Raw genomic sequence first — 14,384 nt, 5'->3', positions numbered from 1 at the left:
ACAGGAGCGGCCAGGATGGAAGTTTAGCGGAACTGCCGCCATTGCGGTCCAAAAAATACGCAGATGGCGGCAAAATGGGGCAAAAACCTACACCCAGCCCTTCGCCTTCACCTCGTCATACGTCTTGTCCAGGCACAGCCGTATCAATGCGACCATCTCGTCGATCTGCGCGCGCGTCATCACCAGGGGCGGGGCGACGATCATGCGTTCGCCCACGGCGCGCATGATCACGCCGTTGTCGAACATGTGGCCGCGGCAGATCATCCCCACGCCCTGGCCCTCGTCGAACAGCTCGTTGTCGTGCACGGTGGCGCCCTTGCGGCGCACCAGGTTCAGGCCCGCGACGAGGCCGCAGCTGTCCGCATAGCCGACCAGCGGATGCTCGCCCAGGCTGGCGAAGCACTGCTTCAGGTACGGTCCCGTATCGTCGGCTACCTTCGCCACCAGCTGCTCTTCCTCGATGATGCGGATGTTTTCCAGCGCGGCCGCACAGGCCACGGGGTGGCCCGAATACGTGAAACCGTGCGTGAATTCGCCGCCCTGTTCGATCAATACCTTGGCCACCCTGTCGCCCACCAGCACGCCGCCCAGGGGCACATAGCCGGAAGTGACGCCCTTGGCAAACGTGATCAGGTCGGGCTTGATGCCGAACAGCTCGGAGCCGAACCAGCGCCCCAGTCGGCCGAAGCCGCAGATGACTTCATCGGCGATGAGCAAGATGCCGTACTTGTCGCAGATGCGGCCAATTTCGGGCCAGTAGGTCGATGGCGGGATGATGACGCCGCCCGCGCCCTGTACCGGCTCGCCGATGAAGGCGGCCACCTTGTCGGCGCCGATTTCCAGGATCTTGTCTTCCAGCCAGCCAGCCGCCTTCAAGCCGAAGGCTTCCGGAGACAAGCCGTGGCCCGACTCCAGGTAATTGGGCTGGCCGATATGCGCGATGCCCGGTATCGGCAAGCCGCCCTGCGCGTGCATGCCGTCCATGCCACCCAGCGACGCCCCCGCCACCGTGCTGCCGTGATACGCGTTGTGGCGGCTGATGACGGTATGGCGCTCCTTGTAGCCGAGGATGTCCCAGTAGCGGCGCACCATGCGCAAATTCGTGTCGTTGCCTTCCGAGCCGGAACTGGTGAAGAACACGTGCTGGAACTGCGGCGGCGATATCTGCGCCAGCTTGGCCGCCAGCTGCGCGGCCGGCACGTTCGTCGTGCCAAAGAAGCTGTTATAGAAGGGCAGCGTCTCCATCTGCCGGTACACGGCTTGCGAAATCGACGTGCGACCATAGCCCACGTTGACGCACCACAGGCCCGACATGCCATCGACGATCTTCCTGCCCTGGCTATCCCACAGGTAGACGCCGTCGCCGCGCACCATCACCCTGGCGCCCTTGCTTGCCAGGTCCTGGAAGTCGGTGAACGGATGCAGGTAGTGGGCCGAATCCATCTGCTGGATGGCGGCAGTGTCGTACACCTGCGGCGCCGCATTCTTTTGCGCCACGGACGATACAAAAGCGGCGCTCGGCGCCAGCGGATTGTTGGATGTGCTCATAGGTGATCCTTTATACGTGCAGTAAGAGATGCTCGCGCTCCCACGGACTGATGACGGTCATGAATTCCTGGTGCTCCAGGTCCTTGATGGCCGCATACACGTCGATGAAACGCTCGCCCAGCACCGTGCGCAGCTTGTCTTCCGCCCGCAGCAGCTGCAGGGCCTCGGGCAAGCCTTGCGGCAGCTCGAATTTCATGTCGTAGGCGCTGCCCACCATCATCGGCGTCGCTTCCAGCTGTTCCGTCATGCCGAGATAGCCGCAGGCCAGGGTGACGGCCAGGGCCAGGTAGGGATTCGCGTCGGCGCCGATGATGCGGTTTTCCACGCGGCGGTCCTGCACGCCCGACTCGGGCACGCGGAAGCCCACCGTGCGGTTGTCCAGGCCCCACTGGATGTTGATCGGCGCGGCCGTGTGGCGCACGATGCGACGATAGGAATTCACGTAGGGCGCAACGATGGCCATGGCCGACGGCATGTAGCGCTGCAGGCCCGCGATGTAATGCTTGAAGATGGGCGCGGCCGAACCGTCCTCGTTGCTGAAGATGTTCAGGCCCGTCTTGGCATCCGTCACGCTCTGGTGCACGTGCATGGCGGAACCCGGTTCGCCCGCCATGGGCTTGGCCATGAAGGTGGCGTACATATCGTGTTTTAACGCCGCTTCGCGCAGGGTGCGCTTGAAGAAGAAGACCTTGTCGGCCAGGCCCAGCGGATCGCCGTGCAGGAAGTTGATTTCCATCTGCCCCGCGCCGATTTCGTGGATCAGGGTATCGACGTCAAGGTTCATCAGTTCGCAGTAATCGTAGATATCCTCGAACAGCGGATCGAATTCGTTGACGGCGTCGATGCTGTACACCTGGCGGCTCGTCTCGGCCCGGCCGCTGCGGCCAATGGGCGGTTTCAACGGCAAGTCGGGGTCCGTGTTCTTCGCCGTCAGGTAGAACTCCAGCTCCGGCGCCACCACGGGTTTCCAGCCCTTGTCCGCATACAATTTCAGCACGCGCCGCAGCACGGAGCGGGGAGCAAAATCGACCAGCGCGCCATCGGCAAAATAGCAGTCGTGGATGACTTGCGCGGTGGGGTCGGTAGCCCACGGCACCATGGTGATGGTGGTGGGATCGGCCTTTAAAATCATGTCGCGGTCGGTGCTGGAAATGGCGCGGTCGTAGCCGCCGTCATCGACGGGATAATTGCCCGTCACCGTCATGCCCAGTACCGCTTCCGGGATGCGCATGCCGCGCTCCTGGGTGAATTTCCCGCGCGGCAGGATCTTCCCCCGCGCCACGCCCGTCAAGTCGGGCACCAGGCATTCGATTTCCGTGACGCGCTTTTCATTGAGCCACAAATCCATATCCGTATAGGTGAAATTTTCGCGTATTGCCATGTTTCCCTCTCGCTGGTCTTGATCAAACACCGCGTACTGCGGGCGGTGCGCCTGTCATTCTGTCTTTCTGTGCTGCTCCTGGTAATCGCGGCAAGCCTGGCCGAAGGCGCCGAACAGCCGCATCGACTGCGGATTGTCCTCGACCTGCCATTCGGGATGCCATTGCACGGCCAGCGCAAAGCCAGCGGCGCTGGCCACCGTGTACGCTTCCACCAGGCCGTCGTCGGCCAGCGCTTCCACCAGCAAGCCATCGGCCAGCCGGGCGATGCCCTGGCCATGCAGGGAATTGACCATCATTTCGCTTTCGCCGCCCAGCAGCCGCGACAGCATGCCGTCGGGCATCAGCTTGATGCGGTGCGCGGGCGCGTACTGGCGCGGCAGCGGGTCGAGCACGTTCTCGCGGTGGTCCATCATGCCCGGCACCGCCTGCACGGCCTGGTGCAGGCTGCCGCCCAGGGCCACGTTGACTTCCTGGAAACCGCGGCAGATGGCCAGCAGCGGCAGCTGCAACGTCAGTGCGGCGCGGATCAGGGGCAAGGTGGTGGCGTCGCGCGCGGGGTCTTGCGGCAGGTCGGGATGCAGGATGTCTTCGCCATACAGGCGCGCATCGACGTTCGAGGCGGAACCGGTCAGCATGACGCCATCGGCAATCCGCAGCGCCGCTTCCAGGTCGGCATCGGCGCCCAGGGCCGGCAGCAGCAGCGGCATGCAGCCGGCGCCGCGCAGCACGGCGTGCAGGTATTTATCCTGTGCCATGTGCCAGGCGTGGCTGCCCAGTTGGCGCTGGCAGGCGGGAACGAGAACGATGGGACGGCGCATGGTGCTACCTCGCTGGCGTGACGATCCAATGACAGCGCCATGACAGCGCTGCCGCTCGCTTCACTGTACAGCAGAGCCGGTAGAGTCGGCCACACCGATGGACGTGGCCAGCGGCGGCGCATATCGCCTACACTACGGCTTTGCAATATTGCCTTTATCAAAATCATCATATGCCCGTCCGGCGCCAAACACCAGTGCCGCAGGCACAGTTGCCTACTTTCCCATGCATCCACACCGTTTTCCCGCCCTCCCGAACACCTTTTCCCCCTTGCGGGGGCAGCCATGAAGACCATGCCGTGGCGCGACTTCTTCGCCCTCGTGGTCAGCATCGGCGTGGTGGGACTGGGCCTGGGCGCCACCATGCCGCTCACCGCCCTGACCCTGCACCAGCGCGGCGTGGGCACGGACATCATCGGCATGATCACGGCCGTCAGCGCCCTCGGCATCCTGGCCGCCTCGCCGTTCGTCTCGGGCTGGGTGGGGCGTTTCGGCGCGCGCGCCACCATGCTTGGCGCCGTCTGGGTGGCCTCGCTGGCGACGATCGCCATGCAGTTCAGCGACCACCTGCTGGCGTGGAGCGTGCTGCGCTTCCTGTTCGGCGGCGCCATGGGCGTGCTGTTTACCATCGGCGAAGCGTGGGTCAACCGCCTGGCGCCCGATAATTCGCGCGGCCGCGTGGTGGCCATGTACACCACCAGTTTTACCTTCTTCCAGCTGATCGGTCCCGCCCTCGTGGCCCTCTTCAACGACAAGATTGCGTGGAGCTTCGCCGCCTGCGGCCTGCTGTTCTTGCTGGCCGTGCCGGGCCTGATGCTGATCTCGAACAGCGGCCCGGAAAAGGAGCCGGAAGAACATGGCGTGAAATGGACCCTGATCCTGCCGCGCATGCCGATGATCGTGCTCGGCGCCGCCTTCTTCGCCCTATTCGACACGCTGGCATTGAGTCTCCTGCCGCTGTATGCGATGGAGCACGGCATCGGCACGGACCTGGCCCTGCTGTCGGCCACCGTGGTGCTGGTGGGCGACACGGGCCTGCAATTCGCGCTGGGCTGGATGGCCGACCGCTTCGGCCGCGCCAGGGTCCACGCGGGCTGCGGCGTGGCCGTCTGCCTGCTGCTGCCGCTGCTGCCGTTCGCCGTCGGCACGCCGTGGCTGTGGTGGACCTTGCTGCTGTTGCTGGGCGCGGCGGCGGGCGGCATCTACATGCTGGCCCTGGTGGCCTGCGGCGAGCGGTTTACGGGGCTGTCGCTGACCAGCGCCAGCGCCATCGTCAACGCCACCTGGGGCGTGACCAGCGGCGGCGGCCCCCTGCTGACGGGCGTGCTGATGCAATCGGCGGGCGTAAACGCCCTGCCGGCCGTCATGTGGGTGTGCGCCGCCATTTTCGTGGGCAGCGCCGTGTGGGAACGCAGGAAGGGGATCGTGTAACGCGCTATTTCTTTTCCAACCGCTGCCGCAGCTCTTCGGCCACCGGGTAGTCGGGATACGCCTGCCTGAATGCGGCCCACTCCTCGTGCGCCAGCGCGCCCTCGCCCGCCTTGAGCAGGGCGTCGATCTTCACCAGCCACACGGAAGCGTCGAGCTTTGCCGGCGGCGGCAGCGGCGCGGAGCGGGCCGCCACGGGAGCGGGCATGGCCAGCGCGCGCTGCACGGGCGCCTGGCGCTGCAGGCCGGCTTCCGCCTGCATGACGGCTTGCTGCTCCATTGCCGCAGCAGGCGCCGGCGGAGGCGGCGGCGCAGGGGGAGCCACGGGTACTGACACATGTGCTGGTACTGGCTCGGCCTGCGCCGGCGGCGGCCTCGGTGCCGCCTTGGCCATGGCGCGCGGTGCTGGCGGTGGTGGCGCGGACTCCGTCGCAGGGGCAGGGGCCGGTGCGGCTTCCCGCATCACCTCCTGCGTGGCCGGCTCCCCGACCACGGGGAACTGCGCCGGCTTCGAGCCGAACCAGTCCACGCCGATCAGGTTTACCGTCAGCAGCACGGCAGCGGCCAGCCCCAGCGGAACGCGCCAGCGCTGCAGGTAGTCCGGTGATTTCTTGGCCGGCAGAGTGCGCAGCACGCCATCGGCGCTGTCGTTGGCGGCCGCCGGCTGGTGCAAGGCTTTTTCCGCGTCGGCCAGGATGGCCGCATCGAGCGCGCTGGAAGGCGCCGGCTGCGGCAGGCTGGCCAGCAGCGCGTTCAATTCCTCGTCATTCGGTTCGTCGTGATCGTGCGTATTCATGCCTGTCCTCCCGCGCCAGCGGCGCTGTCCAAGCCCGCGCGCAATTTCTGCATGGCGTAGCGCAGCCGGCTCTTGACGGTTTCCGCTTCCGCCCCCGTCACCGCGGCGATCTCGAGGATGCTCATGCCGCTGAACTGCTGCAGCACCAGCGCTTCCTTCTGTTCCGACGGCAGCGCGGCGATGGCCGCATGCAGCCGCGCGTGCTGCTGTTTCTGCTCCAGCGACTGCGGCGGCGAGGCGCCCTCGTCCGCCAGTTCGCCCGCCTCGCCGTGATCCTGTCCTTCCCGCTGGCGCAGGAGGTCGATCAGGCGGTTGCGCGCGATCTGGTACAGATAGGTGCGAAACGCCGCCTGCGGCTGGTAGCCGGCGCGCGCCGCATGCAGGCTGGCCCACGCATCCTGCACGATCTCGTCCACCCACGCGCGGCGCGGCGAACGCCAGGCCACGAAGCGGTACAGGCCCTGGCTGTGGCGCCGGTACAGCTCGCGAAACGACGGCAGGTCGCCGGCGCTGTAGCGCAGCATCAGGTCTTCATCCGTCGCGGTCAGTAAGGTATCGGGCATGCGGACCAGTGTAGCCGAACTACGCGGCAGCGACAATTTCCCTGCGCCTTCAGCGCAAAGAGGAGGCATTGGGCGCATAGCTGACGCGGCGCACTTCGCGGATCTGCCCCTCCTTGAGCGCCCCTTCCACCAGTTCATAGCCGAGCAAGGCGAAGACGCGGCCCTGCAGGAACAAAGGACGCGCATTGCCGTACCAGTCGATGCACGACGCGCGGCAGCCGTCGTCCGGTGCCGGACCGGGCCGCGCCGCCAGCGCGCCCAGTTCCGTCAACTGCAAGCCGCTGTTGCGCAGATACAGGACTGAGGCGGCTGGCTTGTTGAGGCCAGGCCGCTCGTCCGCGCCCAGGATGGGCAGGCCGATCAGGCCCTCGCCGGCCGTTTGCGGCTTGTAGAAAAAGCCGTGGCTGCGCGACTCGCCCTGCGCCGCGTCGGCGCGGATGTAGCGCGTGGCGACCGCCGCCTGGCCCGCCAGGCCGATGGTGCTGAAGTGCAGATCCCTGCCCTGCGCGCCGATCACCAGGGCGTCATTGCCCAGCGCCTCGATGCGCTCCACGCCGTGCGGCAGGGACAAGGCTTGCACGCTGCCCGCATCGGCCCAGCGCACGGCATACAGGGGCTGGCGCGGCCAGGCCTGATCTGCCTTGCGGCGTCCGGGATTGCCCGGATTGCCGTACAACAGATACGGCCCCACGAAGCGGTTCTGCAGGCCGTAGCCGCCACCGCCGGGCAGCGGATGGTAGCTGCCGGCCGGCGCACTGTCACGGCCATCGGAAAACGTGGCCAATGGCACGCGCAGCAGGGCCATGTCGCCCCGACCCCGCGCGCCATCCCACATCGCGTCGCCCTGGCCCTCGGCGCGCAGCAGGACGTTCAGGTGGCCATCCACGCTTTCGAGGAACGAGAACTGGTCGACGGGCGCGCCAGCCACCTTCAGGGCGCTGGGCGCCGAGCCGTCAAGGGGAATGCGGAACACGCCCGAGTCGCTGCCCCGGCGCGTGGTCCACACGAAAACGGATTCGCCCGAGACATAAAACACGCGCCCCTGCGGCCCCATCACGGCCGTCGCTTCGCAGCGCATGTCGCGCTGCGCCAGGTCGCACACGGTGACCGTATGCAGGGTCAGGCCAAAGCCCGGCTCGGGCTCGTCATCGGTGCGGTAGATGCGCGTGGCAGGGGCGATGCGCTTGAAGTCGGACGGCACGGCGTCGGGGTGCCAGCGGCGCAGCGCGGGGAAGCTGCCGAACGGGTCGCCCCGGCGCAAGTTCAGCGACAGGGGCGAATAGAACACCAGCTTGCCGCCGACCAGGCGGCTGGCGTAATTGCGCGACGAATAATAATCGTTGGAGCGCAAGTGATACGTGGCGCGGTAGGCCAGCTTGCCTTCCGCGTTGACGTCGAACAGGCCGATCTCCGTGCCGCCACGGCTGTAGCTGTAGCCGATCACCACCACCGTGTCGCCATCGATCAGCATTTCGTCATACCAGCTGCCGGACGGGTCGCTGCCCGGCGCGAACGCGTCGAGCGAGGCGATGGGCTGCAGGGCATTGCCGCCCACCTGCACGGTGAACAGCTTGCCGCGCCTTAGCATCACCAGGTGCTTGCCGTGCAGCTTGACGATGCCGCCTTCGTCCACACCCGCCGTCTGCACATTGGTGACCGATTCGGCCGCCTCTGCCGACGCCGCCGGTGCCGCTTTCGCCACCATCGGCGCTGCTGCTGGCGGCGGTGCGGGCGCCGTCGCCATGTACTGCGCCGTGGCGCGCTGCAGTTTCTGCTGCTCCCGCAGCAAGGCCGCCTGGCGCGCCTGCAGCTGCTGCAGGTAGCTGCTCAAGGCTTGCTCGCTGGCGAACGGCGCCAGGGTCTTGCGCGGCGCCGTGCCGGCGGCGTGGCTGCCTGCAGACAGCAGCAGGGACAGTATCAAGGTGATCTTGAGGGCGCTGGACATCGCTTCTTCTCCGGTTGGCTGGGGTATCCAACATGAAACGCAGCGGCGCAGAAAAAAGGGTTAAATATGCGCAAAAATATGCACGCGGCTGCCGCCTTACTCAAAACCCCGTATGCGATCACCATTGAAATTCGGCAGGCGCCACTCGAAGTGCAAGGCCAGGAAGCGGAACAGAAAGCCCGCACCGATGGACGACAGCTGCGCCACGGAGCTGTCGACCTTGAAGTGCAGCAGGCCGACATACAGGGCGCCCGTGAACAGGGCCACGGTGGCATACACTTCGCGCTGCAGCACGAGGGGAATCTGGTTGCACAGGATATCGCGCAGCAGGCCACCGAAGACACCCGTGATCATCCCCGCCAGCACGACGATGGCCGGGTGCATCTTGGCCGACATGGCGATGTCGCAGCCGATCACGCAAAACGCCACCAGACCCAGTCCGTCGACCAGCAAAAAGATGGCGCGCAGATGGTGCAGGTAGCGCGCGACAAAGGCCGTGACGACGGCCGCGCCGATGGTAAACAGCAGGTATTCGGGATGCGCTATCCAGCCCAGAGGATAGTGCCCCAGCAGCACGTCGCGCACGGTGCCGCCACCGAGCGCCGTGACGGCGCCGATCATGCAGATGCCGAACAAATCCATGCCGCGCCGCATGCCCATGATGGCGCCGGACATCGCTTCGGCGACAATCGCCACCAGGTAAATCGTATATAACAGCATGGTCTTACTCTTCCGAAAATGATTTGAGAATTTGTTCGCGTTCGCGCGCTTCGCTCAGGGTGCGCGCTTCGCTCGTGCCCGTGCTGGAGCCGCCATCGCCCGCTTCACCGCGCGCCATGCGCGTATCGGCACCGCCGCTGCCGCAACCGACGCTGCTGTGGATAAAAGCGAAGTTATCCTTCAGGCAGTCGCCGGCCAGGTACTCGGCATACACGTAGTCGCCGTCGAGCAGGGCCAGGCCTGGCGGTTCGGCCAGCACCTGCTCGCGGCGGCCCTGCACGGCCACCTGCATGTAATCGCGCCAGACGGGCAGCGCCAGGGTACCGCCGGTGGCATTGCCCAGGCTCTTGGGCTGGTCGTAGCCGAGCCAGACGACGGACACGAGGCCCGAGGAATAGCCGGCGAACCAGGCGTCATACGCATTGTTCGAGGTGCCCGTCTTGCCGGCCGCGTCGCCCCGTCCCAGCGCCAGCGCGCCGCGTCCCGTTCCGCTCTTGACGACGTCGCGCAGCATGCTGTCCATGACGTAGGCATTGCGCGTGGAGATCACCTGCGTGCCCGGCGCCGGCGCGCCCTTGGCGCGCGGCGCCGCGTCGGAAAACAGCACGTCTCCGCTACGGCTGCGCACTTCCTTGATCAGCTTTGGCGGCATCTGCACGCCGCCGTTGGCAAACACGGCATACGATTGCGCCAGCTGCAGCGGCGTGACGGCGCCCGCGCCCAGCGCCAGCGGGAGCGAGACGGGATTGCGCGCGCCCTCGAAGCCGAAGCGCGTGGCGTAATGCTGCACGTAGCCGGGGCCGGCCGCCTGCATCAGGCTGACGGCCACGAGGTTTTTCGAGCGCACGAGGCCGCGCCGCACGCTGATGAATCCTTCGTAGTTGTTGCCGTAATTGCGCGGACGCCACGGCTGCGCGCCCGTCTCCTGTGGCAGCAGCAGGCGCTGCGTATCGTCCACGGCCGTGCCGGGGAAATATCCCTTTTCCAGCGCCGCCGAATACACGAAAGGCTTGAAGCTGGAACCGGGCTGGCGGTAGGCTTGCATGGCGTGGTTGTAGTGGTTGCGGTAAAAATCGAAGCCGCCCGCCATGGCGACGATTTCGCCGCTGTGCGCCTCGACGGAAATGAGCGCGCCTTCCATCTCGGGCAGCTGGCTCACGAGCCAGCGCTTCTTTGCCGCGTCGTGCACCACGCGGATGACGCTGTTTTCCACGATGGCGCGCTTGCCGTCGAGCGTCAACTTGCCGCCCAGGCGCGCATCCGAAGCGGCCAGCACGATCTCGTCGCCATTGCGCAGCTGCGCCGTCACCTGGCGCTTGGCCGACGTTTCCACCTTGCGCACCAGGGCGGCGCGCACTTCACCGCTATCCGGATAGGCGGCCAGCTGGCGCGCCACGCCGTCTGCGGAGGCGGCCAGGCGCGCTTCCGGACCGCGATAGCCGCGCCGCGCCTGCGCATTCAACAGCCCATCGCGCAGCGACTTGTCGGCCGCCCGCTGCGGCGCCATGCGGATGGTGGTGGTCACGTCCAGGCCCAGGCTGTAGGCGCCTTCCGGGTAGCTTTGCACGATCAGCTGGCGCGCTTCCTCGACCGCATACGCGGCCGCGTGCACGGAGCTGTTGCGGTCCTTGTTCAGGGCCAGTTTTTCCGCCACGGCCGCGTCGTATTCGGCCGGCGTGATGTAACCGAGTTCGCGCATGCGCTTCAGGATGTAATGCTGGCGCACGGTGGCGCGCTGCGGATTGACCACGGGGTTGTAGGCCGATGGCGCCTTCGGCAGGCCGGCCAGCATGGCCGCTTCGGCGATGCTGACGTCGGCCAGCGGCTTGTCGAAATAGATGTTCGAGGCGGCGGAAAAGCCGTAGGAACGCTCTCCCAGGTAAATCTGGTTCATGTACAGCTCCAGCAGCTTGTCCTTGCCGTAGTGCTGTTCCAGCTTGTAGGCCAGCAGCATCTCCGTCAGCTTGCGCTGCACCGTCTTTTCGCGCGACAGGAAAAAGTCGCGCGCCACCTGCATGGTGATGGTGCTGGCGCCCTGCGCATGGTGGCCCGTGACGACGTTGGCCAGGGTGGCGCGCGTCAATCCATAAAAGTCGACGGCGCCGTGTTCATAAAAACGCGCATCCTCGATGGCCAGCAAGGCCTGGCGCATGCGCAGCGGTATCTCCTTCAGTGGTAGGAATTCGCGGCGCTCTTCGCCGTATTCGGCCAGCAGCTCGCCTTCGCTGGAAAAAATGCGCAGCGGCAGCGCGGGCTTGTACTGGGCAAGGTGCTCGACGGCCGGCAAGTCCTGCCATGCCTGGCGCAGCCACCAGCCGCCCGCCAGGGCGGCGGACAAGCCCAGGCCCAGGGTCAATCCCAGGCCGAATTTCAGATTGCGCGCCAGTTTCGATGACGGCTTGCGGGGCTTTGTATCTTGCGCTTGTGCTTCCATGAGGTGATTCCCTTGCTGCCAGGAGGCCGCGCCGCATGCGCATACGCTGCACTCCATCAAAGAGGCATTGTGCACTGCAACACTCTCATCCTTATAAAAAGTAAGTATTATTTAGTATTGATAAATTTTTCTTATGTTAGGCAGTGACCATGGATCTCAATCCCAAGCACACGGAAGCGTTCCGCGCCGTCGTCGAAACGGGCAGTTTCGAGCAGGCGGCGCTGCGGCTGCACCTGACGTCACCGGCCATTTCGCAGAGGGTGCGGGCGCTGGAAAGCCAGCTCGGCAATGCGCTGATCGTGCGCAGCCGTCCCGCGCGCGCCACGCGCATGGGCCAGCGTCTGATGCAGTATCTGAAGCGCGCCAAGCTGCTGGAAGCGGACTTGCAGGCGGAGCTGGCGGTGCAGCAGGATGCCCCGCTGACCCTGGTGCTGGCGCTGAACGCGGATTCGATGGGCACGTGGTTCTTCCCCGCCCTGTCCGAGGTGCTGATACGCGAACGCGTGCTGCTGGACCTGACCGTGGAAGACCAGGACCACACCTATACTTTGCTGGAGACGGGCATGGCCATCGGCTGCATCAGCACGGAGCCGAAACCCATGCGCGGCTGCACGGCCGAGCCGCTGGGCGTAATGCGCTACTGGCTGGTGGCCACACAAGCGTTCCGCCAGCAGTGGTTCGCGCACGGCCTGACGCGCAAGGCGGCGCGCACGGCGCCCGTGGTCGCCTACACGCGCAAGGACACCCTGCAGTCGTCGTTCCTGCAAGAGGCGCTGGGCTTGCCCGAAGGCGCCTACCCCTGCCATTACGTGCCGGGCGCTACCTCGCACTTCAACGCCATCCGCTATGGCCTCGGCTACGGCATGGTGCCGGAACTGCTGCTGAAAGCGAACACGGACGGCGAGCTCGTGGAAATGCTCACGCCCAAGACGCCGGCCGACGTGGCCCTGTACTGGCACACGTGGAAGGTGCAGTCGCCGCGCATGGAGCAGCTGTCGCGGCAAATCATCGCGGCGGCACGCACGATGCTGAGATAATTATCGCTGCATGCCCCAACGCTTCAAGGTCACGCGCTCCAGGGTGCGAAAGCCGATGTTTTCCACGATTAAACCGATGACGATGACGGCCGCCAGGCCGGCGAACACCTTGTCCGTGTACAGCTCGTTGCGGTTCTGGAAGATGTACCAGCCCAGGCCGCCCTGCCCCGACGTCGTGCCGAAGACCAGCTCGGCCGCGATCAGGGTGCGCCAGGCAAACGCCCAGCCTATCTTCAGCCCCGAGACGATGGACGGCAAGGCGCCCGGCACGAGGATGTGCAGCACCAGCCGCAAACCGTTCAAGCCGTAGTTGCGGCCCGCCATGCGCAGGGTCTCAGGCACGCCCTGGAAGCCCGCATACGTGTTCAAGGCCAGCGGCCACATCACGGAATGGACGATGACGAAGATCAAACTGGAGCGCCCCAGGCCAAACCACAGCAAGGCCAGCGGCAGCAACGCAATCGCCGGCAAGGGATTCAACATGGCCGTCAGGGTTTCCAGCAGGTCGCGCCCGATGCGGCTCGATACGGCCAGCAAGGTCAGCACGAAGGCGGCCAGCACGCCCACCGCATAGCCCTGCAGCAACACGACGAGGGACGCGGCCGTGCGCGTGAGCAATTCTCCGCTGGCGATGCCGCCGATAAACGCCTGCGCCGTCTGCAGGAAGCTTGGCAAGAGTAGATCGTTCTGCGTCCAGCGCGCCGCCCCTTCCCACAGCAAAGCCAGGCTGAGCAAAATGAATGCCTTGCGCCATAGCGCGTGCTGGCTCCAGCGCTGCCAGCGCGACAGCGGCCGTTCGACGGTGACGCCGGCGGGCGGCGGCGCCGCATAGACGAATTCCTGGCGGATGGGCGGCTCCAGCAGCGCGCTCATACGGCCTCCCGCTGCGCCGTATCCGCTTGTTGAGCAGGATCAACATCTTCATCGAACAGCAATCCATGGATGCGGCTGCTGGCGGCCTGGAATTCCGCACTGCCCGCACTGTGCAAACCGAACTGATGGCTGTTGAGTTCGGCGCGCACCCTGCCCGGATGGGGCGACAGCAGCAGGATGCGGTTGCCCACGACCAGCGCTTCCTCGATCGAATGCGTGACGAAGACGAGGGTAAAACGCAGCTCCTGCCACAGGCGGCTCAGCTCTTCCTGCATCTTGCGCCGCGTCAAGGCGTCGAGGGCGGCAAACGGCTCGTCCATCAGCAGCACTTCCGGCTGCATGGCCAGGGCGCGGGCGATGGCTACCCGCTGCTTCATGCCGCCCGACAAGGTATGCGGATGCGCATCCTCAAAGCCGGCCAGGCCCACCTTGGCAATCCAGTGATGGGCGCGCTCGCGGGCCGCCTGCTTGTCCAGTCGCTTGCTGGCCAGCAAGGGGAACATGACGTTTTCCAGCACGGTCTTCCATGGCGGCAACTGGTCGAATTCCTGGAACACGACAACACGCTCCGGCCCCGGCTTTGTGATGATTTTCGCCTGCATGGCGATGCTGCCCGCGCGCGGCGCGACGAAGCCGGCCACGGCTTTCAGCAAGGACGACTTGCCGCAACCCGATGGCCCCAGCAGCACGAAACGGTCGCCACGGAACACGTCGAAACTGACGTCATGCGTGGCGCGCACGGTACGCTGCTCCGTGCGGTATTCCAGGCTGACATGCTTTACGCTGAGCAATGGTTCTACCGTGGCCGGAGGACGTACCAGGTGAAAAGCGGGCGCGTTCATG

General features: G+C 65.8%; 12 protein-coding genes. 2 read left to right on the top strand and 10 right to left on the bottom strand.

The window, feature by feature from the left end; translation table 11 throughout:
• Nucleotides 1-87 precede the first annotated feature (87 nt).
• Genes BXA07_RS04125 through BXA07_RS04115 form a run of 3 tightly spaced genes read right to left on the bottom strand, consistent with a single transcriptional unit; the run spans nt 88 to nt 3,748 of the window.
• A complete protein-coding gene (locus tag BXA07_RS04125; RefSeq protein WP_076565896.1) occupies nt 88-1,548 on the bottom strand; it encodes an aspartate aminotransferase family protein in 1,461 nt (486 codons plus the stop codon).
• A 10-nt stretch (nt 1,549-1,558) separates the two neighbouring features.
• Nucleotides 1,559-2,929, bottom strand: coding sequence for a glutamine synthetase family protein (locus BXA07_RS04120; RefSeq protein ID WP_076565894.1), 1,371 nt, complete (start codon nt 2,927-2,929; stop codon nt 1,559-1,561).
• A gap of 54 nt (nt 2,930-2,983) precedes the next feature.
• On the bottom strand, nt 2,984-3,748 hold the full coding sequence (locus BXA07_RS04115; RefSeq protein WP_076565892.1) for a gamma-glutamyl-gamma-aminobutyrate hydrolase family protein: 765 nt from the start codon (nt 3,746-3,748) through the stop codon (nt 2,984-2,986).
• A 282-nt stretch (nt 3,749-4,030) separates the two neighbouring features.
• On the opposite strand from BXA07_RS04115, the gene BXA07_RS04110 reads away from it, so the two are divergent.
• Nucleotides 4,031-5,176: an MFS transporter gene (locus BXA07_RS04110; protein ID WP_076565890.1), complete on the top strand. Its 1,146-nt coding sequence runs from the start codon at nt 4,031-4,033 to the stop codon at nt 5,174-5,176.
• Nucleotides 5,177-5,180: 4 nt separating this feature from the next.
• Here BXA07_RS04110 and BXA07_RS04105 read toward each other — a convergent pair whose 3' ends face one another.
• From BXA07_RS04105 to BXA07_RS04085, 5 genes are all read right to left on the bottom strand, one after another.
• Nucleotides 5,181-5,969 carry a hypothetical protein gene (locus BXA07_RS04105; RefSeq protein ID WP_076565888.1) on the bottom strand — a complete coding sequence of 263 codons (789 nt, stop codon included), beginning with the start codon at nt 5,967-5,969 and terminating at the stop codon, nt 5,181-5,183.
• Nucleotides 5,966-6,532, bottom strand: a complete 567-nt coding sequence (locus tag BXA07_RS04100) for a sigma-70 family RNA polymerase sigma factor (RefSeq protein ID WP_076565886.1) — start codon at nt 6,530-6,532, stop codon at nt 5,966-5,968. Before BXA07_RS04100 ends, BXA07_RS04105 begins: the two co-directional genes overlap by 4 nt.
• A 49-nt stretch (nt 6,533-6,581) precedes the next feature.
• Nucleotides 6,582-8,477 carry a beta-propeller domain-containing protein gene (locus BXA07_RS04095; protein WP_076565884.1) on the bottom strand — a complete coding sequence of 632 codons (1,896 nt, stop codon included), beginning with the start codon at nt 8,475-8,477 and terminating at the stop codon, nt 6,582-6,584.
• 96 nt (nt 8,478-8,573) lie between these two features.
• The gene (locus tag BXA07_RS04090; RefSeq protein WP_076565882.1) at nt 8,574-9,197 is read right to left on the bottom strand and encodes a trimeric intracellular cation channel family protein; all 624 of its coding nucleotides are present in this window, start codon (nt 9,195-9,197) and stop codon (nt 8,574-8,576) included.
• A gap of 4 nt (nt 9,198-9,201) precedes the next feature.
• Nucleotides 9,202-11,631 (bottom strand): penicillin-binding protein 1A, encoded by a 2,430-nt coding sequence (locus BXA07_RS04085; RefSeq protein WP_076565880.1) that lies wholly within the window; start codon nt 11,629-11,631, stop codon nt 9,202-9,204.
• Between the two features lie 149 nt (nt 11,632-11,780).
• On the opposite strand from BXA07_RS04085, the gene BXA07_RS04080 reads away from it, so the two are divergent.
• A complete protein-coding gene (locus BXA07_RS04080; RefSeq protein ID WP_076565879.1) occupies nt 11,781-12,668 on the top strand; it encodes an HTH-type transcriptional regulator ArgP in 888 nt (295 codons plus the stop codon).
• Here BXA07_RS04080 and BXA07_RS04075 read toward each other — a convergent pair whose 3' ends face one another.
• Both BXA07_RS04075 and BXA07_RS04070 read right to left on the bottom strand, forming a co-directional pair.
• Entirely contained in the window at nt 12,669-13,541 is an 873-nt protein-coding gene (locus BXA07_RS04075) for an ABC transporter permease (RefSeq protein ID WP_076565877.1), read from the bottom strand.
• Nucleotides 13,538-14,383, bottom strand: a complete 846-nt coding sequence (locus tag BXA07_RS04070; RefSeq protein WP_076565875.1) for an ABC transporter ATP-binding protein — start codon at nt 14,381-14,383, stop codon at nt 13,538-13,540. The genes BXA07_RS04075 and BXA07_RS04070 overlap by 4 nt, the downstream gene beginning before the upstream one ends.
• Nucleotide 14,384: the final 1 nt, after the last annotated feature.

It is taken from the genome of Janthinobacterium sp. TND4EL3 (assembly GCF_900156175.1).
In the GTDB taxonomy this organism is placed as follows: domain Bacteria; phylum Pseudomonadota; class Gammaproteobacteria; order Burkholderiales; family Burkholderiaceae_D; genus Janthinobacterium.
This window is presented reverse-complemented; position numbering and strand designations above follow the sequence as displayed.